The organism is Streptomyces dengpaensis, from assembly GCF_002946835.1.
Taxonomy (GTDB): Bacteria; Actinomycetota; Actinomycetes; order Streptomycetales; family Streptomycetaceae; genus Streptomyces; species Streptomyces dengpaensis.
Map to the genome: position 1 here is coordinate 1,554,164 of NZ_CP026652.1, position 22,527 is coordinate 1,576,690.

19 protein-coding genes are annotated in these 22,527 nt (G+C 69.2%); 3 read left to right on the forward strand and 16 right to left on the reverse strand.

Annotated elements, in window-relative coordinates; genetic code table 11:
• Nucleotides 1-24: 24 nt before the first annotated feature.
• From C4B68_RS41025 to C4B68_RS41260, 3 genes are all read left to right on the forward strand, one after another.
• Nucleotides 25-1,443 (forward strand): helix-turn-helix domain-containing protein, encoded by a 1,419-nt coding sequence (locus C4B68_RS41025; protein WP_107475384.1) that lies wholly within the window; start codon nt 25-27, stop codon nt 1,441-1,443.
• The gene (locus C4B68_RS07115; RefSeq protein ID WP_167459033.1) at nt 1,358-2,497 is read left to right on the forward strand and encodes a pentapeptide repeat-containing protein; all 1,140 of its coding nucleotides are present in this window, start codon (nt 1,358-1,360) and stop codon (nt 2,495-2,497) included. Before C4B68_RS41025 ends, C4B68_RS07115 begins: the two co-directional genes overlap by 86 nt.
• 167 nt (nt 2,498-2,664) lie before the next feature.
• Nucleotides 2,665-3,828, forward strand: a complete 1,164-nt coding sequence (locus tag C4B68_RS41260; protein WP_143674194.1) for a hypothetical protein — start codon at nt 2,665-2,667, stop codon at nt 3,826-3,828.
• An 82-nt stretch (nt 3,829-3,910) separates the two neighbouring features.
• Here C4B68_RS41260 and C4B68_RS07130 read toward each other — a convergent pair whose 3' ends face one another.
• The 16 genes from C4B68_RS07130 to C4B68_RS43025 all read right to left on the reverse strand — a co-directional run bounded on the left by C4B68_RS07130 (nt 3,911) and on the right by C4B68_RS43025 (nt 22,504).
• Nucleotides 3,911-4,705, reverse strand: coding sequence for a class I SAM-dependent methyltransferase (locus C4B68_RS07130; RefSeq protein ID WP_099498563.1), 795 nt, complete (start codon nt 4,703-4,705; stop codon nt 3,911-3,913).
• A 38-nt stretch (nt 4,706-4,743) separates the two neighbouring features.
• Complete coding sequence (locus C4B68_RS07135) at nt 4,744-5,613, reverse strand: phytanoyl-CoA dioxygenase family protein (protein WP_099498564.1); 870 nt, start codon at nt 5,611-5,613, stop codon at nt 4,744-4,746.
• Nucleotides 5,610-7,751: a phosphoketolase family protein gene (locus tag C4B68_RS07140; protein WP_099498565.1), complete on the reverse strand. Its 2,142-nt coding sequence runs from the start codon at nt 7,749-7,751 to the stop codon at nt 5,610-5,612. Before C4B68_RS07140 ends, C4B68_RS07135 begins: the two co-directional genes overlap by 4 nt.
• 3 nt (nt 7,752-7,754) lie before the next feature.
• Nucleotides 7,755-8,918, reverse strand: coding sequence for a nucleotidyl cyclase domain-containing protein (locus tag C4B68_RS07145; protein WP_099498566.1), 1,164 nt, complete (start codon nt 8,916-8,918; stop codon nt 7,755-7,757).
• Nucleotides 8,918-9,646, reverse strand: a complete 729-nt coding sequence (locus C4B68_RS07150; protein WP_099498567.1) for an HAD family hydrolase — start codon at nt 9,644-9,646, stop codon at nt 8,918-8,920. The genes C4B68_RS07145 and C4B68_RS07150 overlap by 1 nt, the downstream gene beginning before the upstream one ends.
• Nucleotides 9,643-10,836 (reverse strand): enolase C-terminal domain-like protein, encoded by a 1,194-nt coding sequence (locus C4B68_RS07155; protein WP_099498568.1) that lies wholly within the window; start codon nt 10,834-10,836, stop codon nt 9,643-9,645. The genes C4B68_RS07150 and C4B68_RS07155 overlap by 4 nt, the downstream gene beginning before the upstream one ends.
• Nucleotides 10,836-11,900, reverse strand: coding sequence for a radical SAM protein (locus C4B68_RS07160; protein ID WP_099498569.1), 1,065 nt, complete (start codon nt 11,898-11,900; stop codon nt 10,836-10,838). Before C4B68_RS07160 ends, C4B68_RS07155 begins: the two co-directional genes overlap by 1 nt.
• Nucleotides 11,901-11,981: 81 nt before the next feature.
• Nucleotides 11,982-12,407 carry an ATP-binding protein gene (locus C4B68_RS07165; protein WP_099498570.1) on the reverse strand — a complete coding sequence of 142 codons (426 nt, stop codon included), beginning with the start codon at nt 12,405-12,407 and terminating at the stop codon, nt 11,982-11,984.
• Nucleotides 12,408-12,676: 269 nt separating this feature from the next.
• Complete coding sequence (locus C4B68_RS07170; RefSeq protein WP_099498571.1) at nt 12,677-13,918, reverse strand: helix-turn-helix domain-containing protein; 1,242 nt, start codon at nt 13,916-13,918, stop codon at nt 12,677-12,679.
• A gap of 85 nt (nt 13,919-14,003) precedes the next feature.
• On the reverse strand, nt 14,004-15,125 hold the full coding sequence (locus C4B68_RS07175) for a helix-turn-helix domain-containing protein (protein WP_099498572.1): 1,122 nt from the start codon (nt 15,123-15,125) through the stop codon (nt 14,004-14,006).
• A gap of 173 nt (nt 15,126-15,298) precedes the next feature.
• Entirely contained in the window at nt 15,299-15,592 is a 294-nt protein-coding gene (locus C4B68_RS07180; protein ID WP_099498573.1) for a hypothetical protein, read from the reverse strand.
• 202 nt (nt 15,593-15,794) lie between these two features.
• Nucleotides 15,795-18,020 (reverse strand): hypothetical protein, encoded by a 2,226-nt coding sequence (locus tag C4B68_RS07185; protein ID WP_099498574.1) that lies wholly within the window; start codon nt 18,018-18,020, stop codon nt 15,795-15,797.
• A complete protein-coding gene (locus C4B68_RS07190) occupies nt 18,017-19,771 on the reverse strand; it encodes a hypothetical protein (RefSeq protein ID WP_240634210.1) in 1,755 nt (584 codons plus the stop codon). The genes C4B68_RS07185 and C4B68_RS07190 overlap by 4 nt, the downstream gene beginning before the upstream one ends.
• A 56-nt stretch (nt 19,772-19,827) precedes the next feature.
• Nucleotides 19,828-20,079, reverse strand: a complete 252-nt coding sequence (locus C4B68_RS07195; RefSeq protein ID WP_143674196.1) for a hypothetical protein — start codon at nt 20,077-20,079, stop codon at nt 19,828-19,830.
• Nucleotides 20,080-20,283: 204 nt separating this feature from the next.
• Entirely contained in the window at nt 20,284-21,381 is a 1,098-nt protein-coding gene (locus C4B68_RS41790) for a helix-turn-helix domain-containing protein (protein ID WP_099498576.1), read from the reverse strand.
• A 397-nt stretch (nt 21,382-21,778) separates the two neighbouring features.
• Nucleotides 21,779-22,504 carry a hypothetical protein gene (locus C4B68_RS43025; RefSeq protein WP_240634211.1) on the reverse strand — a complete coding sequence of 242 codons (726 nt, stop codon included), beginning with the start codon at nt 22,502-22,504 and terminating at the stop codon, nt 21,779-21,781.
• Between the last annotated feature and the right edge of the window lie 23 nt (nt 22,505-22,527).

Consider the following 22,527-nt stretch of genomic DNA (forward strand, 5'->3'; position numbering starts at 1 on the left):
CCACCAAACCGCAGCAGCGGCCACATGACCGGAGGCTACGGCCTCAAAGAGGCCAGCACGCCCGAACTGGCGGCGCGCTCGGACCGTCTCGCCTCCGAACTCGGCCGTGCCGCCCTATCCCCGGTCTCCTCGAACAGCTCTCCCGGGCGCGGAGCGGAGTGGTGCAATGGGCGGGTGGACGACGAAATCCGCCACCCCCTCGCGCACGCCAGGAACGAGCGCGGCTGGTCGCAGGAGGAGCTAGCCCGCCGTATCCGGCAGGCCGCGGCGCGTCGTGGCCTGCGCTCGGGCACCAGGGGCTCACGGGTCTCCAAGTGGGAGACCGGCCGCGCCGACCCCGACGAAGACGAATCCCAGCCGCTCATCGCCGAGGTCCTCGGCATCGACTACGCGGCCGTCGCCCATCTCGGCTGGCCCCACTGGCTCCCGGGACAGGACAGACCGCTGCCGCTGGGCCCGCACAACGCCATCCCCTCACTCCGAGAGGCCCTCATGACCTCCCTGGACCGCCGGTCGTTCATCGCCTACACCAGCGGCTCACTGGCCGTTCTCGCCCACCAGTGGGCCGTCACCGAACCCGGCCGGTTCGCACGGATCGCCGCGCCCGGCGAAGTCGACGCTGAGATGCTCGACTGGCTGGAGACCACCGGGACGGAGCTGATCCGCCTCGCCACCGAACGCAGACGCCGCACCCGCCATCTGCTCAACGCGCACCTCACCACCGTCACCGAGTTCATCAGCGAGTCCCGCTACGCCCCCGCCGCCGGACAGCGGCTGCACACCCTGGCCGCCTCCCTCTCGCAGGCCATCGCCTGGCAGCACTTCGACGAACGCCGCCACGCCTCCGCCGGCCGCTTCTGGCACGCCGCGCTCCACAACGCTCACACCGCCCACCAGCGCGACCTCGGCGCGGGCATCCTGTCCGACCTCGCGTACCAACTGCTGTGGCTCAAGGACGCCCGCGCCGCGGCCGACATCCTCGAACACGCCATCCCCCGCACCCAGCACCCCACCGCGCGGTCCCTCCTCCACCTGCGCCAGGCCCGCGCCCTCGCCACCCTCGACGAGGGCGGCCTGTGCCGCCGGGCCCTCACCGCCGCGGAGAAGGCTCTGGACACCCCGTCGTACGACCCCGCACCCGCCTGGTGCTCGTGGATGTCAAGCGCGGTTATGCGGTCTGTCAAGCTGTCTCAGCCTGGAAGTGTCTCAGGGGCTTCGCTGCTGCCTGGCCGCGTGACTGAGTCCGCTAACCACATGAGGAAGCTGGCGGCCGGAGCCCGGGGCTATGCTCGTCACCGAGTCATCGGGGGGACCCATATTGATGCGCGGCGGCAAGTGGTGGACACAACTACGGGTCGTGGTCACGTTCGTCGTGGTGCTCAGCGTCACTGTGGCCATCGCGTTCCTCCTCCTTCAGTGGCTTCCGCATCGGCTCGCCGATAACGAGGCAAGGCAGTTGAAGCCAGCTGAGCGCCTCACTCACCTCAACAACGTGCGCGGCATGGTTCTGCAGACCGCCGCCGGATTGGCCGTCCTCGGCGGTCTCATCTATACGGCGCGGGGTTACGTACTGTCCCGGCAGGGACAGGTCACTGACCGGTACGCCAGCGCCGTCAGTCAACTGAGCAGCGAGCATCTGGATGCCCGTCTCGGCGGGGTGTTTGCCCTACAGAGACTGGCTGGGGACTCTCGGCAGGACGCTGTCTCGATCTCGCAAGTGCTCTCTTCATTCGTGGTTCGTCGCCGCCCAGTTACGGACTCGGTCCCGAGCCAGGATCCGGCACAATCTGTAACCCCGAATCAGCTGGCACAAGTGCCTAGGCCGGAGCCCGACGTGCAGGCGGCGCTTGACGTACTTGGCGCTATGGGACGGCCAACTCGAGCTGAACTGGCCGAAGCCGACCTAAGAGGCGCTGAGTTGCACGGCTTGTCCTTCGAGCGAGGAGACATGCGGCGTTGCATTCTACGAGGCAGCGACCTGCGCGACACCGTTCTGCGTGAGGCCACACTTGATGACACAGATCTCAGGGGCGCCCGCCTCGACGGTGCCAACCTGGCGGGGGCGCGCCTCGCGCGGGCTGATCTGCGTGGAGCGGAGATCAGAGAGGCCCTGTTCATGGACTGCTCACTGTCTTCGGCCCGTCTGGAAGACGCCTGGGCGTCGTCCGTTTCGCTGCGACGGGCGGACCTGTTCTCTGCGCGACTCAATGGAGCACGCCTGGACGGTGCCGATCTGCGCGACGCAACGTTGATCAACACGTGTCTGGCACGGGCCGATCTCACGGGAGCCGACTTGTCGGGGGCGGACCTGCACGGTGCCGACCTCTCGGGCACCGTACTGGTCGCCGCCGACCTCAGTAGCACCCAGTCTCTCACGCTCGACCAGTTGAACTCGGCTGTACTGGGCCAGCGGACGCGCTTGCCAGCCGGACTGAGTCACCTCTTGAACGACCTCGACAGGACCAATCGTCCTGGCAGAGGTGTCATCATTGCCTGACGGAGAAGCAGTTGAGCGTCAACACCACACCGCCCCCGCACGGCCCGGCTGCGTCTGACGACTTTGGATCCGGAACCCCTACTACCGTCCGGACATTCGTTCGCCGACCGCGGATCCTCCCCCTTCCCGTCCCCGTTGATCCTGTGGTACTGCGGCCGCCTCCCGTATTGGGGGAGCGCACTTGGGGACAGAAGTGGCGACAGCCGGGGCTGCTGGCTGCCCCTGGCGTGATCTCCTCGGGGCTGCTCCTTCTCATTGCGGACAGCTTTGTCGGCCGGCTCGTTGGCGCCTCCACCCTCGCGACTGGTGTCGCCATCGCGATCATTGCAGCACTGCGGCACAGCTCAGGAGGTGACGCTGCGCACGTCACCCAACAACGCCGGTCATACCTCCGCTACCTCACTGACACACGCCGTCACCTGCATCGAACAGCATCGCTGCAGCGAGAAGCACAACTGTGGCTGAATCCGGAGCCGTCAGAGTTGCGGACAGTGGTGGCCCGCCGCACACAACTCTGGGAAAGGAGGCACAGCGACGCCGATTTCGTCCAAGTACGCATCGGCACCGGGCAGCAATCGGTGGCGACAGAGCTGGTGGCTCCTTCCGTACCTGCCGCAGCCGATGCCGTCTGCGCCGACGGACTGAGGTCTCTGATACAGGAGTGCGGAACCCTGGAGGAGTTGCCCCTGGCGGTTAGCCTCAGCGCGTTTCATCACATCCACGTGTGCGGCGACGACGAGCATCGTGTCCGCAACCTCGTACACAGCGTACTGGCCCAATTAGTCACCCTTCATGGGCCAGATGATTGCCGCGTGATGGTCTATACCTCCGCAGAGCGATCAGGTGAATGGGAGTGGATCGACTACCTACCGCATGCCCAACCGCTTCCTCACCCTGAGTTGTCGGCACACGCGACTGCCCTTGCTGATGACTCCACCAGCCTCACCCAACTCTTGGCCGGAGTCCGCAACCGAGCCCCATTTTCTCGGGATGGCTCATGTCCTCATGTTGTTCTGGTGTCTGACACCCTCCCCATTCCCACAGAGGCGGACTGGCTTCTGAACGAGGGAAGAGCGGGCGTCACCGTTATCAGGCTCGTCCCAGGCATCGAGCCAGGTCTCACGACCGGTCTGGTAATCACCATTACAGACGATCAGATGAGGCTGGAGGCTTCGGGGGGCGGGGCGCACTACCTCGGTCAGCCGGATGCTCTCACCATCCGCCAAGCGATCCGTCTGGCACGCGACCTTTCCTACCTACGCCTTGCAGACAGCCGAGACGAACACCAGAGCGGCGAGGACGGCGTTGCCCAGTCCGCACTGTCCTCATAGACAGTCCCGGGACTCAAGGGCTGGCTGCTGCCTGGCTGCGTAATGAGGAGTCGTGGCCAGGCAGCAGCGAGGGTGCGTGGGGTCAGCGGGTGGCGATGATGGCTTCGGTTCGTACGACTTCGTCGAAGACGCTGTCGGGGTTGAACTTGGTGAGTGCCTGGCGCAGGTCGCGTTCGAAGGCGTCTTTGTGGTCGCCGAGCTGGGCGGGGCTGGAGTAGCTGTAGGAGAACTGCAGGCCGATGACCTCGTCCAGGGTGCGGGTGACGGTGCGGTCCCAGCGGGCGGTTTCGACGTTGGAGAACGGGGAGCGGGCCAGGACGTCCTGGTGGCGTTCCCTGGGGTGGGAGTAGGTGCCTGATCCGGCCCGTCGCTCGGGGCCGAGGTAGCGGGTGCGGACGTCGGCGATGGCCTGGAGCCAGGGGGCGGGCTCGATGTCGCCGGGGGCGCCGCCGGAGGCGAGGACGACGGCTCCGTTCGGCTCGATGAGCTGGTCGAGGTCGCGAAGGGTCTGGTCGCGGTCCATCCAGTGGAAGGCGGCCCCCATCACGGTCAGCAACACCGGTTCCAGTCCCATGCCGGGCAGGGTGGTGGAGTCCCCTTGGCGCCAGTCGATGTTGGTGATGTCCTGCTCGGCGGCGAGTTTGCGGCCCTCGTCGAGCATGCCGGGCTCGGGGTCGACGGCGGTGACGTGGCCGACGAACTTGGCGAGGGGGAGCGCGAGCACGCCGGTACCTGTGCCCAGGTCCAGAACGCGCTGAGTGCCGTCCAGGGCGAAGCGCGCGGCCAGCATGTCGTAGAAAGCCTGGTCGTAGCCGGGTCGGTAGCGGGCGTAGTAGGGGGCGGTGGAGGTGAACAGCTCGTCGGGCGTGTAGGTCATCTCGTCAGTCTTTCGCGTTCAGTTGGCCGTGTGCGGCGTCATTCCGGAGAACGACCCGGGTCCGCTGTGAGGTGCTGCCACCAGGCGCGCAGGGGCGCGGCTCCGGCGCCTTCGTGAGTGACGGAGCCGTCCGGGTTGCGGTCGGGGCGGCCGAGCAACTGCTGCTCGATGTCGGTCAGGTCCCCGCGGTCCAGTAGCTGGGGGGCGGGGTCGTCGACGGGGGCGAGCCAGCGGTAGCCGTACTGCATCATCACCGCCAGCCGTGGGTGGCCGGAGGTGTTCAGACCGCCCGCGTGCCAGGTGCGGTTCTCGAATAGAAACGCGTCGCAGGGGCCGACGTCGGGGGTGATCGCGCCGGGCGGGTCGATGGCTCCGGCTGGGACGGTGACGGGTCCGGTGTCGGTGTGGCTGCCGGGGAGGACCATGGTGACGCCGGCGTCGGGGGTGAGGTCGCTGAGGAAGTAGGCGGCCTTGATCGACATGCGCGGGACAAGATCGGTGCCGAGATCGCGGGTGGCAGAGCTCATGTCGCGGTGCCAGCCGTGCCGCTCGGGGACGCGGATGGTGCGCTTGTCGCCGGGCGGGATGGACGGCATGTAGATCAGGTTGCTGGACATCAGGTGCAGGTTCGCGCTCAGCAGCGCGACGAGGGTGGGCAGCACCTTCGGGTTGGTGACCAGCGGCAGGAAGGTGTCGTCCATGGCGACGATGCCGCGGAAGCCGTCCTTGCCGTCCACGCTGCGGTCCCTCCCGAGGGGGCGGTCGCTGGCCAGCAGCAGCATCGCCGCGGCGGCGGCCTGCTCGCGCCACTCGGGCGTGATCACGTCGCGCAGGACGACGAAGCCTTCGCGTTCGAAGGCGTCCAGGACCTTCGGGTCGGGCGGGGATGCCGTATCGAGGGTCGTCATCCGCTGTGCTCCTTGATCATGAGGGCGGCCTGGGCGGAGAGGGCGGCGGCCGAGAGACCGCAGTGCTCCAGCAGGCCCTCGGGGGTGGTGGGGCGGCTGGGCTCCCGGTAGCCGACGACGTGGAACCGGCTGCTCTCGCCGCGGGCGGCCAGCAGCGCGCGGACGCTGCCGGGGTGGGTGGGAACGGCCATCAGGACGGGGGTATCGGTGCCGAACAGGCGGGTGAAGGTCGTCTCATTAAGAGCGTAGGGCCAGTGCGGGGCCGGACCGAGGACCGCGAGATCGTTGACATGCAGATAGCGGATCTTGATCTCGGGATGAGACCGGCGCAGCAGCGTGGCGGCGGCGGTCAGCTCGCGGGCCGGGATGTCCCCGGCGGAGGCGAGGACGAGGTGTGGGCGGCCGTGGTGGCTCAGGTGGGGCCAGACGGCGGCGCCGTCGGTGAGCTCGTCGCGGAACGGGTCCGGCGGGAAGGCGGGGCCGGGGTATTTGTCGGTGATCAGGAAGTTGACGCGGTCGTGCCCGGCCAGCATCGCCGCGAGGACGGCGGCGGCCCGCGTGGCGTCCGCCGGGGTGTAGACGTGCACGAAGCCGTCCTCGGTCTCCAGCATCGAGGAGGCCAAGCCAGGGTTTTGGTGGGTGTAGGTGTTGCGCCAGCCCAGCGAGGTGATCAGGTAGTTGACCGAGGGCAGCCCGCCCTGCCCAGTGAGGTAGCGCAGGCGCCGGTGCTTGAGGTGCTGGACGAGCAGGCTGGTGTTGACGGGGGCGAACGCTTCGTAGGTGGCGAGCAGTGCGTCGCGGCCGGTCTCGGTGTAGCCCTGTAGCCAGCCATGACAGATCTCCTCATTCAGGATCTCGGTCGCCCAGGACGGCAGCGCATCGTCCGTCGTGACCGCCAGCCGGTTGGAGGCGATCTCGTCCGGGCTGAACAGGCGAAACGCCCCGATGGCCGCGCGTTCGCGGACGGCTGCGGACACGTCGGGCCAGGACTGGAGCCGCCGGGAGGCGATCGGGGCCGACGGCCGTGTCGTCCCCGGTTCGGCGGTGGGACCGGGCAGGGCCTGGCGGACCAGGTCGGCCGGGCGCCCTTGGGTGGTAAACAGTTCGGCGGGCCGGTAGGAGGCGAGCCAGGCCGCCAGCGCGGCGAACTCCGTGTCGTTGTGGCGGGGACTTTTCAGCGGGGTCTTGTGGACGGCCGGGGTGCCCGCGATCTGCCGCTCGGCCACCCGTTCGGGCCCGGTGTGGCCCTTGGGCATGGTCAGCACGATCATCGGCTGCCGGGCGGGCTCGCCGAGCGGCCGCTGCCGGGTGAGGGCGTCGGCTAGCAGCCGACGGAAGCCGGGCAGGTCGGCGCCGTCGTGAATCAGCGGCTCGTAGCCGAGGCCGGTGAAGTACCCGTGTACCTCGTCCTCGCTCATGCCGGCCAGCAGGGAGGGGCCGCCCATCTTCAGACCGTTGGCCAGGACCACCGGCAGCACCGCCCCGTGATCTCCGCTGCCGGCCAGGGCTCGGCGTGCGAGCCAGGCCGCCGCGGTTGCCCCGGTCTCCAGCTCGCCGTCCCCGATCAGCGGGACGACCAGGCGGTGCGGGGCGTCCAGCACCATGCCCTGGGCGATGGCGAGGGCGGGGCCGAGCTGTCCGCCGGTGTGCCGGACGCCGGGGATGAGCGGGGTGATCTCGCCGCCGAACCGCTCCGGGTGGGGGAAGCCGGTGATCAGGGCCCGCAGTTCGGGCATCGACCAGCCCGGCCTGTTCCCGGTCAGGTGCAGGCTGCCGTTGAGGTAGGCGTGGGCGAGTGCTGAGGGTCCGGCGTGTCCAGCGCCGTGCAGTACCAGCAGTTCGGACCCGGCGGGCCGCCAGGCGGTCAGCGGCCCGAGGTGGGCGAGCATGTAGTTGACCGGCGGGCAGACGCCCCAGTGCCCGCGGGTATTCTCCTTGACGTCCGCGGGCCGGAGCGGGCGAGCGAGACGGACGTTGTCGGTGAGGTAGAGCTGGGCCGCGGACAGGTGGTTCAACGCCCGCCAGTAGGCGTCGATGGCCTGGTCGGGCACAGTCTCGGCAGCCTGCCGTGCCGCGTAGCTCCAGTCGGGGAAGCCAGGCGGGGCCGGGTCTGCGACGCGTTCGGTGGTCAGGGCCATGGGTCAGCTCCGGGTGCGGGTGGCGACCGCGTCGATGACGGCGGTGATGCGGGCGGTGCGGATGTCGGCGGTGGCGGATTCGGTGATCAGGTGGAGCGTCTGGGCCTGCTCGTGGGCAGGCAGTACTGACCAGTCCAGTCCTTCCTTCTCCAGGGCGGCGGCCAGGTCGTCGGGGACGCCACGGATGGACTTCTCGCGGACGGGCTGAAGTGTGAGGGGGACGCCCGGCCCTTCGATTGCGTCGGTCGCGGCGGTTTCGTGGGGGACGGCGGCCTGGCCGTGCAGGGAGACGGCCACGGCGGTGCGGGCCGTGCCGTCGGGGAAGGTCACCCGCAGCCGTTTGCCGCGCAGCCCGGCCGGTCCGGCGCAGGGCAGAAGCAGCATGCCGCGTGTCCCGGTGCCGGCCGGGCGGGCGAGCACGTGCAGCGTCTCGGCCCCGGCGGGCAGCGGCAACAGGGTGCGATGATCCCGGGCCAGAGAGACGTGGCCGACTAGCAGGGGCTGGGTGATGGCGATGATGCCGCCTTCACCACCGGTGGCACGGCGGGTGGCCTTGTGCGTGAACAGACAGCGGTCCACTGCGGCGAGCAGTTGGTCGGTGAAGTGGTGCTTCCAGCCGCCGGCGCCGCGGTCGGCCGGGAGGTGCTCGGCGGAGGCGAAGGCCAGCGCGAAGGAGACGCGTACCGGCAGCTCGTCGGCGAGCTGGTCCCGTAGTTGGGTGACGGCCCGGTGGAAGCCGTTCGCGTCGTCCAGAGCGGCGGCGATGATGACCTCGTCCCCGCCGAACGTGGCCGCGCATCCGGACTCCCAGGGCTGGGTGTGGAACCAGGTGCGGGTGACAGCGCCGAGGCGGGCCATCACCTTGTTTCCGGCCAGGTGCCCGTAGCAGCCGGGGTCGGTGGCGTTGGCCTGCTCGACGTGGCCCTTGAGCCCGTCGACGTCGCCGATCGCCAGCCCCACCAGTCCCCCGCTGGTCAGAGCGGACGCCAGCGCGCGGGGGATGTGGCTGTGGAAGTCGGGGAAGGCGACCAGGCCGGTCACCGCGTCCTCGCGGCTGCCGGCGCACCAGTCACGCAGCGGCAGTTGCGCGGGGTCGAACAGCGGCACCGAGCTGACGAGCGGGTCGTGGGCGGGCACCTTCGGGCAGTGCTTGCCGGTCGGGTCCATCAGCGGGAAGCCTCCGAGGTCGTCGCCGGGGCCGGTGCGGGCCCGGCGGGCAGCAGCAGGGGAAGGGTGGTGAGTGTGTGGAGGCGAACGGTGCGGGCGGAGGTCATCAGCGGGCCGCCAGCCATGCGGCGGTCCAGCCACGCGGTGTGCCAGCCCGCCGCGGCGGCTCCGGCGACATCCGCCCGGGGCGAGTCCCCGACGTGCAGGAGACGGTCCGGGCCGAGCCCGGAGGCGTGTTCGACGGCAGCGAAGGCTTCGCGTTCGGGCTTGACCGCGCCGGTCTCGGCCGAATAAATCACCTGATCCAGCAGGTTGCGGAATGCCTCCGGGGGCTCGGCCGGGATGGAGGATCCGAGGCTGTTAGTCAGGGCGAACAGCGCGAAGCCCCGCTCGCGCAGCGCGGTCAGTGCCGGTTGGGCATCCGGGAACAGCTCCGGCTCGGCGGCCCGTTGCCGGGCCCGTTCCAGCACGTGGGTGAGCGGGCCGACCAGAGCAGGGCGGCGGAAGGCGGCTGCCAGGTCGCGGGCGAGGCCCTCGGGGGTGATCCGGCGGCGTTTCGCTCCCTGTTCCATCACCGCGCGGGCCTCTTCCAGCGAGATGCCCAGCAGCTGGGCGACCTGGCCGGTGGTCGGCTCGGCCTCGGGACGTACCAGGGTGCCGCCCAGGTCGAAGCAGATGCCACGTACCCCCTCCCAGAGGGTGCGGCGCAACCGGCGCTGGGTGGTCACGAGCCCGTCACCTCCAGCACTGCCGCTTTCTCAGGCAGTGTCGGGGCCTCGGCCAGGGCCGGGGCGGTGCGGACGGGCAGCATCCCGTCCTCGACGTGGACGGGGGTGGGGTAGATCTGCTGCCGCAGCGGCTCCAGGGTCAGGTGCCACTCGACGGCCGGGATCTTGTCGCGGCAGCAGGCGCCGGCCAGGGCGAGGGCGGCGGGCAGCCGGTCGCCGTGCGTGAAGGTCGCCATGCCCAGGTCCGCGGCGAGCTCAGTGGTGTGCAGCGAGCGGGCCAGCCCGCCCGACCAGCCCGGATCGACCTGCCAGACATCCACCGCCTCGCCGGTCAGCAGCCGGGTCTGCTCGGACTCGTCGACGGCGTGCTCACCCGCCGCCAGGGGAACCCCCGTCCCGGCCGCCCGCAGCCGGTGCCATCCGAAGGAGCCGGGCTGCAGGAGTTCCTCGGCGAAGGTGACCTGAAGATCGGCCAGGACGGGCAGTAACTGCATCGCCTCGTCCAGGCGGCATCGGCCCAGCGCGTCGACCATGAACCGACCCTCACCCGCCGCTTCCCGTAACCGCCCGAGCGTCTTCGCGACCGTCCTCGGTCCGGCGAGGATCAGCGGTTTGGGCAGCGGCCACTTCTGCCCCCAGAATCCCGCCGCGGTGATCCAGGCCGCCGCCTCCGGGGCCGAGGCGTGGGACGGGTCGAGGCCGAGTGCCGAGGCGTAGGCGGGGACCTTGGGCCGGATGGTGCCGCCCAGCAGGCCGGTCACGCTCAGCCCGGTGGCACGAGAGGCCAGGTCCCAGCAGGCCAGTTCGATCGCGGAGGCGGCCTGCCGGGCGTGTGCGCCGGTGCGGTGCCGCCCGGTCTTCTTGCGGTAGGCCAGGCGGCGGGGTGCGGCGGGATCGTGCCCGATCAGCCCGGCGGCCAGGTCGTCGGCGATGATCTGCGTGACCGTCTCTGCGACTGGGGCATGCCAGCCGGAGACTCCGTCGCCGACCAGCTCGATGGCGAACCGGGTGCGGTGCTCGGCCCAGGCCGGGCCCGCCGGCGGCTCACCTGCTGCGGCGGCAACCGGTTCGGGCAGTTCGGACGGCAGCCCGGCGGGCTGCGGGGGCAGCTGCCAGGCGCGGACGGCGTGGACCACGGTCTTCGTGGCCATCCCGGCTTGGGCGGGTGCGTGAACCGTGAGGGTCGTCATCAGATCTTCGCCCCCGTCAGTTCCTCCCCGGCGAAGGTGAAGCACCACGGACTGCGGTAGTTCTGCCACCACTGCGGACGCAAGCCCGTGGGGGCGAAGAGCTCCTCCAGGTGCCGGCGCATGGTCAGGTGCCACTCGATCGTGTCCGAGCCCGGCGTGCGGTAGACGTCCATGAACGCGTTGTGGGCCTGGTAGGTCTGGAACCGGGGGAAGGCGGTAGTGACCGGCACGAAGTCCTTCAGGTGCTCGATCGCGTCCTCGATCGGGTCCAGGCCGACGATGTAGGTGAAGTCGGTGGTGATGCTCCTCTGCTTCGCCCGGCCCAGAGCGGCGGTCATCTCGGCGGGGGTGAGCTTGGCCTTGGACTCCTTGAGGATCTGCCGCCGCTCGGTGAAGCACTCGGCGGTCAGCGTCAGGTGGAACGGGCCCAGACCGGCGGCGGCGTCCATTCCCTTGTCGCTGCTCAGCACCGAGGACAGGAAGTGCAGGGTGCCGGTGCAGCCGTTCTGGCCCATCGCCGCGCGGACCTCGGCGAGATGGTCCAGCGCGAGGTTCTCGTAGAGGAAGCAGCCGGTGCAGACCGTCACCGTCTCCACGGCCGACAGGTCCTCCATGCCGGAGTTCGCCGCGAGAGCGCCGAGGTAGCCGGGCAGGTCCAGGGCCTTGATCTTCGGGTCGGACGCGTCTTCGAGGGTGTTGGGGCAGAACACGCAACCGGTGCACTGGCTGCGGGCGTTGGAGTTGAGGGTGAGCATCTTCGTGCCGTTGCGCCAGTAGCCCAGCACCGCGTCGTCGTCCTCGATGCCGTCGACCTCGCCGACCTTCTCGCCGTTCAGCCGCAGCTCGTACTCGTCCAGCTCGAACGGGGAGTCCTCACGGCCCAGCGAGAGGATCAGGAACAGCGGGGTGTCGGGGCGGGAGTCCAGCCGCAGCCGAAAGCGCATGCGGGGCTTGGCCAACGGGGACCGGGCGCCGGAGGCGTTCAGCGCGATCAGCAGCACCTCCTCGGGGTTGACGTTCCACTCGCGGGCCACCTGGTCAAGGTGGCGGACCGATTCGAGCATCAGCTGTTCCCTTCTTGTGGTGGGAGGTGCAGGTCGTCGACGGCGCTGTAGCCGCCGTCTGACGTGGGTGCCGGGGGTGGATCAGGCCGCAACGGGAGCCAGGGGAAGACGGATGACGATCCGCTTGCCGCCCGTGGCGGTCTCCGGGAGGACCTCGGCTCTGCCGTGGACTTCCCTCACCAGGGCGTCGACCAGGAACAGGCCGCGGCCACCGAGGTCGTGGGCGGCGGGCAGTGGCTTCGGCTTGAGCGGGTGGGCATCCGCGACGGCCAGCACCAGCGCGGTCTGCTCCTCGACAGCGAGGGTGACCGCGGCGGTGGGCGAAAGCACAGCCGCGTGTTGCACCACGTTCGTCACCAGCTCGCTGACGATCAGGCAGGCGGTGCCCACGACCTCCTCGGACATGCCCCAGTCGGCAAGGACCTTGGCGGTCTCGCGGCGGGCCAGCGGTACGTACTCGGCCTCGGAGATCACTTGGAAGTCGTGGCGCATCACAGTGCTGGACATCGCGGCACTCACCCTCTCTCCGAGCAGCAGCCGCCCGGACCCGTGACCGAAGGTAAGAGCCCCGGCACGCAGAGGTGTTCACGACGGTGAACCCACGATCCCCGAGCCCGGATCAGGGTCGGACGGCGGGGAACGCCGGCTCGGGTTCGGGAGTTGCGTACAGACCAACGTCCTCAACCGCGTACGGCGTCCGCGCAGAAGTCACGTACCGACCGTCCCCAGCCGCGTACGGGCTTATGTGCGCAGCCGGATCAGGGAGACACCGCTGGTCAGAGAGGCAAGCCGATGCGGTGGGCCAGGCCCCGCAGGTCCCGCGCGGCGTGGGCGGGCAGCTGCCGGTCGGTGAGGAACTCGACGGTGTTCCTCACTGGTGCGTTGGCGTGGATGCGCTGCGGGGCGATCTCCTCGGCGGTCAGCAGGGCAGCGACCGCCTGGGCCTCGCTGCCTCGCAGATGGGCCAGCGACCGGCCCAGGTCGGCGTGGAAGGCGGCCTGCCGTCCGGGAGCCTCCGCCAGCGTTTCGGGGTGGACCCCGTTCCCGGCGGTGACGGCCTCTCCGTGCAGACCGAGGTCGGTGTTCAGGCTCACCTTGTGGATGCCGACGTTGGTGGGGCCGAAGTTCAGGTGCCAGGCGCGCGTCTCGCCGGTGCGGCCGGCCAGCTTGGCGGCCTCCGCCAGATGGCCGCGGATGTCCTCGGCTCGGGTGTTGCCGGGCCGCTGCCGGTCCTGGGTCAGCGAGGTGGCGGAGATCAGGTGGAGTTCACCCAGCAGCGCATGGGCATCAGGGCCCGTCAGGTGCGCTTCGAGGGCATTGGAGGCAGCGGTGGCCTGTGCCAGGGCTTGGGTGGGGCTGCCCGCGGCCATAAGCACGTGAGTGTGGAAGAAGCCGGACAGGGCGGAGTAGACCGGGTCGTCCAACTCCGCGATCGCCTCGGCGGCACGGGTCACCGCGATGAACGCCAAGTCGGTGTAGCCGAGGTTCTTCAGCAACAGGGTGCAGGCCGGATGGTAGGCGTCCGCCAGCAGCTTCAGCAGCTCGCGGCGGGCGGCGCCGTCGGCGGCCTCGGCGGCTGCGTGAAGGTCGGCCAGCAGCGTCGGCAACCCGGCGGCGAGGGTGCCGTATTCGGCCCTGTGATAGAGCCGGTTGGCCATCACCACCCGTTCGGTCAACACCGCCGCCGGAACCTCCGGTGGGCGGCGGTCCGGTGGGGTGGCCATGGCCAGGCCCATCAGCGTCAGCCGCAGGGCGGGGATCGCCTCGCGAGCCGCGCCGGTGTGCGGGTCGACCGGGGCGAAGGGCTGGCCCGTCAGTTCGGACGGGGCGATCTGCAGGGCCTCGGCGAAGGAGGTGATGAGGCTGGAGCGGTCCAGCAGCCGCTGGCCGTTCTCCACCATCGACAGGTAGCCGACCGACACCCCGGCCAGGCCCGCGAGGTTGCGCAGGCTCATCCCGCGCTGGCGGCGGGCGGAGCGCAGACGCTTTCCGATCTTGACGGCCTGCTCTTCGTTCATCGCCCCTGCCTCAACTCCCGTGCCTCAGCCGTAGCGTAGGGCGAGCCTGCCACCCCCAGGGGTCTTTCCCGTCAGACAGGCGGCATCACCGCAGCCCGGCCCGCTCGGCCAGATCCCGCACCGCCGCGGTCTGAACGGTGGTGCGGTCGGTGAGCGCGGCGACCAGGTCCCGGGCGAGGGGGTCCAGCCGCAGCCGCAGCGGTGCCGCCGCGTCGGCCTCGAAGAGTCGGACGGCGGCCTGGTCGGCACGGTCCTGGCGGGCCTCGGCCGCCGCGGCGACCACCAGCAGACTGGAGCGGTGGGCGCCGTCGAGTGCGGCATGATCCGCCGCGCGTACGTGGTCGGCGGCCCCGGCTGCGTCGCCCACTTCGGCGGCGACGGCGGCGCGGGCTGCGATCACCAGGGCCGACTCCCGTGCGTCGGCGGCCCGTTCGGCGGCCGTGGCAAGGAGTCGTTCGGCCTCCGGGCGGCGTCCGGCCATGGCTTGGGCGACGGCGGCCAGTGCCGGCAGCTCCCAGTCGGCTCCGGCGTCCTCGGCGCGTTCGGCGCGGGCCAGCGCGTACTCCGGCAGGCCGAAGTCGATCAGCAGGCGCACCTCCTCGACCAGTACCGGAAGCGGTTCGCGGGTGCCGGGGCGAGCCCGGTGCAGCAGCATCCACGCCAGGTCCTTGTAACCCAGGCGCCGAAGCAGTCCGGCGGCCAGCACATGGGCGTCCACGCGCAGCCGCACCGCCTCTTCCCTGCCGGGCCCCGCAGTGGCGGCCAGCGCGTGGTCGGCCGCGTCGATCAATTCCGGCAGCGCGAGCGCGAGATGGTGCTCGTCGCCTGCGGAGTCGGCCCGTGCGGCAGCCCGGGTCCGCTCCGCCAGCTCCTCCAGCAGCACGCCGGGGGCCGTATCCGGTTGTCGGCGGACCAGGCTGCGCCGCAGGTGGAAGGCGACCGCCCTCACCGCCGCGTGCTCCTGTCCGCGCGGCGGATAGGGCTGCCCGGTCAGGTCCGCGACATCCAGCCGCAAGGCGGTGGCCAGCGCTGCCAGCCGGCCGCGGCGGTCCACCCACTCCCGGCCTGTCTCCAGCCCGGCGAGGTAATCGAGCTCCAGGCCGGTGCGGGAGGCGAGGTCATCCCGGGTCAAGTCCCGGTGGCGGCGCCAGGCGGCCAGGCGTGCCCCAATCGGGCCGCCGGCGGCCGTCTCGTCCAGCTCGCGCATCACCAGATTGCTCGCATACCCACTCGCCCGGACCGTGTGCTCGGCCAGGACAAATGTCCATGCACCCCGTTCAGGGGAGGATCGTGTTCCCCGTGGCAGGACGCATATGCCTGGCGCGCGACACATTAGTCACACCGCTGAAGGCCGCGCGAACTGGCAGGTGACGCGCCCGGTCAGGGCGAAGGAAGGCTCGGGGCCGGCAGGACCGCGACGTTGTCCCCGGACTGCCGCAGCCGTTCCAGGAGGCGGGCATTTTGGGTCTCCAGCTCGGCGTTGCGCAAGGTCAGAACCTGGATCTGGTTGGCGTAGGTGGCCACGGTGTCCTTCAGCTCGCGGACCTCGGCGGCATGCTCGCTGCGAAGCTCACGCTCCGCCTTCTTCAGCCGGGATACCTCCGCCCGCAGCTCCTCCGGTTCCGGGCGGCGGGTCTGCGGCGCTTCAAGGATCTCCTTCACCGCCTCCGCCACCGGCGAGCGGTAGTAGGAGGCGCGGGAGACTCCGGCCTCGGTGCCCAGATTGACGATCGTGATCTTGCAGTCGGTGACTCGGGCAGCCCGTGCATTAGCCGCTCGAACGCCTCCATCAGCGAGCGGTCGATCTCGGTGGGCTCTCGGCCGCCTGCCAAGAGACGGTCGAAGGTGTGCCGGATACGCAGCCGTGTCTCGTCGTTCACGCCGGCTTCGCGCCTCCCTTGGTGGCGTCCGTGGTGATGCTCTGGATGAGTTCGTCGAGTTCGGTGGCGTAGTCGGTCAGGGTGATCACCTGAAGCCGGGGCAGGACCTCGCGTTGTTTCTTGGGCAGGTCCAACACAGTCAGGGCTTGGTCCCGTGCCGTGGTGAGCCGGGGCAAGTGCACCGCCGACCGTCGGGCATTGGGGCAGTGAAGACACATGTTGTGCAGCGGCACAGGGCGGCCGAGGGCCTTGGCACGCTTGCGGCAGACGGCGGTGGCGGCCTGGTAGAAGCAGTCGTTCAGCACCCCGGGGTGCAGCGTCTTGGTCAGGTGCTGCAACATCGTCCGCAGCCGGGCGGGTGACGAGACGACACCGGGCAGGTCCCCGAGTTCACGGCGGATCCGCTCGAACTCCGCCGAGACCCGCTCGGCGGCCCCGCCGGAAGAGGCACCGCCGTCGTTCCAGTCCCGGTAGATATCCTCAAGGTAGTCCAGTCGCGCGACCGCGTCGTTGGCCGCCACTTCCTCGGCGAAGCCGGAATCCGACGTACCCGCATACCCCTCGAACATGACTATTCGGGCATGTTGGTACTGTCGCGCGCCAGCGACAACACCGAAGGGCTGGTGAGCGATGTGCCAGGCCAACGATCGCCGGAACTGCCGGGTGTCGAAACTCCAGGGAACCCCTGCCGGATCAGGTTCCTCCTCGGCAAGCCCGTGGGGTCCGTTCTGGACATCGTCTCCCAGACTGCTTTCGGAGCCGGGAGCGTCTGGGGTGTCGTAGACCTCGATGCCGCTTGTGTCGTTGGGGATGAACAGTCCAGCTTCCGTGCTGAACAGTTCGTTGGCATGGTCGCGGAATCGCCCCAGCCGGTAGGGAACGGACCCGAAGAGCTGATAGCCCGTGATGTCCGTTCCCCAGTAGCCGAAGAGATGGTCCGGATCGTCATGGAGGTCGAGGAGGACGTCGACGGCCTGGTGAACGATGTCCAGGACGACCCACTCGGCCTCGTCGCCGCTGATCTTGCGGTTCTTGTAGACCCGGCCGCGCAGCTTGTACCGAATCCGGCCGTCGTCGCCGGTCTCGGTGAACGCACACTCGCGGCCCAGGAGGCGAACCTCGTCGTCGCGAAGTCCTGAAAGGTACGCGATCACTATCCAGCAGGCCGTGCGCAGATACTCGGTCTCCCGGTTCACAGTCGTGGGATCCAGCCGCGGCCTCCACGGCCGGTCGGACTCCGGCCAAGGCGACATCGGCGTGTCGAGGCCGCCTTCCTCAAACCCCAGCTCAGCCGCCGCCTGCGCTACGAGGTGATCGATACGGGCGTAGCCGCCGATCATCAGCTCGATCAGGGTGACGTTCGGCGACTGGACGACTCCGTCGACCACGGCAGCGCCCGGTCGCCGGGAAACCGCCTCCAGCGGCAAGGCCGGCAGGCCACGCCCGGCCGCCCGGCGCTGCGCGACGAAGGAGGAGAACGCGGCTTCCTTCGCTCCACCCATGCTGTAGGGCCGCCGTCGTGCGGCCTCCTGCAGGGCCTCGATCTCGGCACGGGCGGCGCAGATGTCGCGGCTGGCGATGGTGACGTAGAAGACCGCCGCGCGAAGCAGCGGGCCCATGATCTTCTCGGGGATGCGGTCCGTGCTGTTCTCGTCCGGTCTCGGCTCCTTGCCCACGACCGCGGCTGCTGTCCGGCCAGGCCACGGATGGACGTCCAATCCGTCGCTGTGGAGGAAAGCACGGTGGGCGGCGAGCTGCTTCATCGTGGTGACGAGCGACGCGGCGGTGGAGAGGGGCCCCTTCTTCCACTGGTCCAGCAACGCCGCCAGATCTTCCCGAGTGACTGCGGAGAGCCGCAATGTGCCGATGCCGCGCAGGTCGTGCATGGCGTTGCGCACGCGTGCCAGTTCCTGCGCGGCCCAAGTGATCTTCATCGGCTTCACTGTGGAGACGCTCAGGTAACTGGCGGGGATGCCCCGTCGGAACCGCGAATAGAGGTACTCCTTCGCGGTGCGGATAGCAATGTCGTCCGCGAATCCCGAGAAGTGGCAGACGGCGTTCTTGCGAGCGGTCCGGGCAACGAACGGGCGCAGGTCCCAGACCATGTCGCCGACGCGCGGCCCGCGGCCGGTCGTGGAGGTGGTGAGGTGCTTGGGCACGACGTACGCGTCATCCGGGACCGGGGTCGCCGGACGAACGCTGAGTTGAGGCGCGGTGGTCATGAGATGAGCTCCACAAACTGCGCGGGCAGCGACAAGCGCGGCCCGCCGGCTTCGGCAATGGCGGTGGCCGTGGCGATCTGCTCGGTGCTGAACTTCGGCCGGATGTCGTTCACGATCCGCTCCCAGGCCAGGCCGTAGCGGGCCTTCCACTCGGCTGCGGCGTACTCCTCGCGCTGCGCTTCGAGGAAGTCGAGGAAGGACAGCAGGCTCGGCAGGTGGCGGGTGGTGAAGACGGCGTTCGGGCACTCCAAGCAGCCCCAGACCGCGACCGGGCACCCCGCTCCCTTCTTCCGCGCCCAGGGGGAGCTGTAGTAGTCGCGGCACGAGGCCAGCCAGACGTCGTTGTCCGTCCCGAGCGTGGCGCGTACTTCTTCCGGCTCCAGGTCCTGAGCCCCGTCGTCCAGGCGGCTGCCGTCGTCGTCCAGCACGACCGGCGCTGCCAGGGCCACGTCCAGGGATTCGCGGAGGCCGTCCTCTACCGCCTGCTCGTGTACCTCGCGGTGGGCCTCGATGTCGGCGTAGTGCCCGGCGGCGACCTCCTTGGTATGCCCGGACACGAAGTCGTCGAGGATGCCGCCAGCCCGCAGATTGTTCCGCGACTTGTGGCTCTTGCGCAGGCGACGCATGTTCATCGACACGGCGCCGCCGCCGCGGTCCTTCATCTCATCGATCCGATGCCGGGCCATCCAGGGCACCGCGTCCCGGGCCGTGTGGGTGCGTCCGTCCCGGTAGACGTCACGAACTCCGGCGTCCAGGGCGAGCACCCACAGGGAATCGGTGCCGGCGACCTCACGGGCGCGCTGCGTGAGCCGCAGGGCGAGGCGGAGCAGGCCGCCCGGGTAGTGCAGAGCGCCCCCGTCGCTCACCCGCATCGTCTTGTGAGTGTGCTGGTACGCGCGCTTCTTGACGTACGCGATGCTGACGAACCCGCGCGCCGGGTTGGACAGGCAGTCCGCCTTCAGGGTCTTGGCGCATTCCGGTTCGAACCCGGTCTGGCAGATCAGCAAGGTCAGGAAGGGCACCATGTCGGCCTTGGTCAGGAACAGGTGCGAGTTGACGGCTCTGATCCCGCCCAGGGCCCGCAGCGGGCGATGCTGCCGCACAATGTCGTTGGTCAGCGGCCCGAGCCGGGCGACATGCCACAGGACGTTCTCCAACCGCCCCCACCCACCGGTCTCGGGGTCCTGGCCGCCTTCGGCCATCCGCTCACCGCGCAGAATCCGGTCCCGGATCTCGCGGACATCGGCAAGCGCCACAGCCTCCATACGCTCGAACACCGGCAACGGGTAAGCGTCGAGGGGCTTGCTGGTCCGCCGCTCCACCGTCGTCGCCGTGAACCCGATCCGCCCGTGCATCTCGGCGCTGAAGGCGTCCGGGACGGACTCGTGGACGGCACGCAGCAGGCGCACGACTGTTTCGAGCAGCTGGTACGGCTGGCCGCTTCCCTTCGGGAAAGCCCGCGCCAGGTGCCCTTCGAAGGCATCCAGGAGCTCGGATTCGAGGTCGTCCAGAGCGAAGTCGTCGGCTTGTCCAGGCTCGGCCGCAGCCACGAACTCGACGAACAGCCGCACGGCCCGGATCGCGTCGCGGAAGGCATCCTTGCCGCTCATCGTCCCGTCGTCACCCCCGATCTGGCTCAACTCCTGGGCGAGCGGGCGGACGAGGCGGGGGCACGGCAGATGAGAGAGGTCGTAGTGGATGTCGTTCCCGCCGAACTGAAGCGAGAAGGCGACCGGCCCGATACTGGGCACCGGGTCCGGAGGAGCAGGGATGTCGCTCGCCGCTGGAAACCGAACGCGCCGCGTCCTCATGCAGCCGCCTCCGCAGCAACGGCCTCCAGGGCCGCGACCTGGGTGTCCCACTCCGCGAGCGCCGACAGGACGATCTCCTGGAACTCATCCAGAAGGTCCAGGTAGATGTAGACCGTCGACTCGTGCGCATGTCCGAGAAGCAGCTGCAGCTTGCGCATAGGGCTGCCGAACAGCAGCCGCTCCAACTCCGCCCTGGTAAAGCTCCGGTCCTCCCGCTGCCCCAGCGCGCGGATGGTCTGCCGCAGCATCAGGCCAAGCATCTGAACTGCAAAAATGTGCCTTGTGTCCGCAGAGGTCGTGTGCGGTGAGTCCGTGTGGCGATTGAGCAGCCAACTCTGGATGCCACATTTGCGATGCTGGCCGATCGGCATGTTGTGTTTTCAGCGACGCTGTCGTGAGGTAAATCGCTGGCTCGTTGAGCGTCGTCTCGCCGGGAGAGCGCAGGACCTGGCTCATTGCCCTGATAGGGCCTCACCACTTGGCAGGGCTGGGGCGCCAGAGAAGCTACCCTCGTCGACGATCTCAACGTCGACGATCCCGTCGTCCTCGGCCTGAACATCATTGGCCCAAACGGTAAGATCGCTCCCAACCTGCTCGATCGCGGCGTTCGACACGGCAGCATTCCGAGCATCGGCCAGAGCCTGCTCAAGCTGCGCCGACCTCTCCTCCACGCGCTTCAGTACCTCGTCAATCTCGACCGAAGCGGCAGCATCCTGAGCATCAGCCAGGGCCTGCTCAAGCTGCGCCAATCTCTCTTCCCGGCGCCTCAGTTCTTCCTCGCTCCAGCGGAGCTGTTCTTGTCTCTGGCGGAGTCGCTCTCGCAGGGCGTCATGCTCGGCCTGCCGCCAATCCCATTCCTCCTCGAAGCCCTCTGCCGAGCTCGGGTCGTTCCATCGAGTGCGCTCCCACTCTTCCTGCACACGAGCGAGAGCCTTCTCGTCAGTTTCCAGAACGGACGCGACCGAGGTGACGGCGGCCAGCGAGGGCATACGGTCGCCTCTCAGCATCCTGGACACCGTGGACTGACTGAGCCCAGCAGCGTGGCTGATCGCCCTAATAGGCGGGTTGCCAGCCTTCCTCCGCAGGCTTCGCAGGGTCACGGCTAGGGCAGCGCCAGGAGCATTGGGATCTACGGGATTATGGGGGCGGCGGCCACCCCCCTCGCGAGATGGCACTGCTGGGGTGCGAATAGCCGGCTGGCTGTCAGAGTCGGCTGTTCGTGAGATCTCTGCAGAGTGGTAGAGCGCGAGCTGTTCCTCGGTTTCACTGCGGAGGTCAAGCCACTCCTGACCTGCAGCGACTCCACGAGCGTCCCATGCGAGGACCATCACAAGAAGGGTTCGTGGAGACGGAAGTCGTCGGCCGGAGAGCGCTGCGTAGATAGTCGCCCTGCTCGCGGTGTGAGGCCCGGAGATCCTCTCCACTTGGAGATTGTCCAGCTCATCTGGAGACTGAGCCCGCGCCATCGCTGCGCGTTGGAGTTTGCGCAGGCGATCAGCGAAACGTTCCAGGGGATGAGTGAGATCGAGCACCCGCGGTTTGTTCGGCATTGACGAACTCTCATGAAGTCTCGCGTAGTCAGATGTAATCTGATGAAGTCTCAAGTCCTGATGCTAGTAGGTCAGGTGGCCTTTCACTAGTGGGGAAGGCGGGCTCGCCGGATGGCCGCAAACCTCTCCGGCGAGCCCTTCGGATCCGCTCAGGTGAAGGGACCCTGATGAACCACGGTAAGCAATCCGAAGGGGACAAGCACAGCGCGCGCAGGTGGGATCTGGCGTTGGCAGCCGTGCGTGGTTGGTGCGCTGGAGTCAGCCGCTCCGTAACCGACTGGGTGATGCGGGTGATCACGGACCGCTCGTAGACGACCGTCGTCTCGTGTCCCCCACCCGTGGGGGACACGAATCCGGGCCACCTGCGCGGCCTGACTACTTAATTCCAACGGGCGCCTCAACCGCAGGGTCCCATCGTCGCCGCTGGCGTTCGGCCTGCAGGGAGCCGAGTGATGCGATCTTTCGCAGCGGTAATCCCACGAAGGTGGACGATCTCTTCGTGCTGGGCGGCGAGCCGGACCAGGGACTGCGTGCGGAAGTCGGTGAGGGCGTCGATCGTCTGCTCCGACTGGGTCAGACGTTCCCTGAGCTTGGCGTTCTCCGCCCTGAGGCGGGTGATCTGGGCTTCGCGGGGGTCGGGGATCTCCCCGGCCTGCTGCAGGGCCTGGAGGCGTCGCTCGAATTCGACGCGGAGGTGAGCGTAGGGGCGGGTGCCGAAGAAAGCGGTGCGGTCGACCGCGGCCTCAATGGCGAGGGTCTTGATGTCGCACTTCCGCTGGGCGGGATCTCGCCGCGAAGGAGCCGGTCCATGGCGGCAGTACCGGCTCAGCCCCGCCTTCAGCTGCTCCCGCGAGTCGAACAACCCGACCCCGTGCTCGGCCAGGAACTCGGTCCACTCCTTGAGGGCTCGCGCGTAGTTCTTCCACGAGCTCGGCGCCGGCGCCCCGCTGCCCGGCAACTCGCGCAGCCACCGGTTCACCACCGCCGCCGGGCGCAGCGCAGCCGGGCCGTCCTCGAAGCACAGGTCGTCGTCGACGAGCACGGGCATCCCCTCGGGGACCAACGGCGGATACTCAACGTCCCAGGATTCCCAGCCCCGGGACGAGAAGAAACTCAAGATCATGGGCGCTGACAGTAGAAACACCA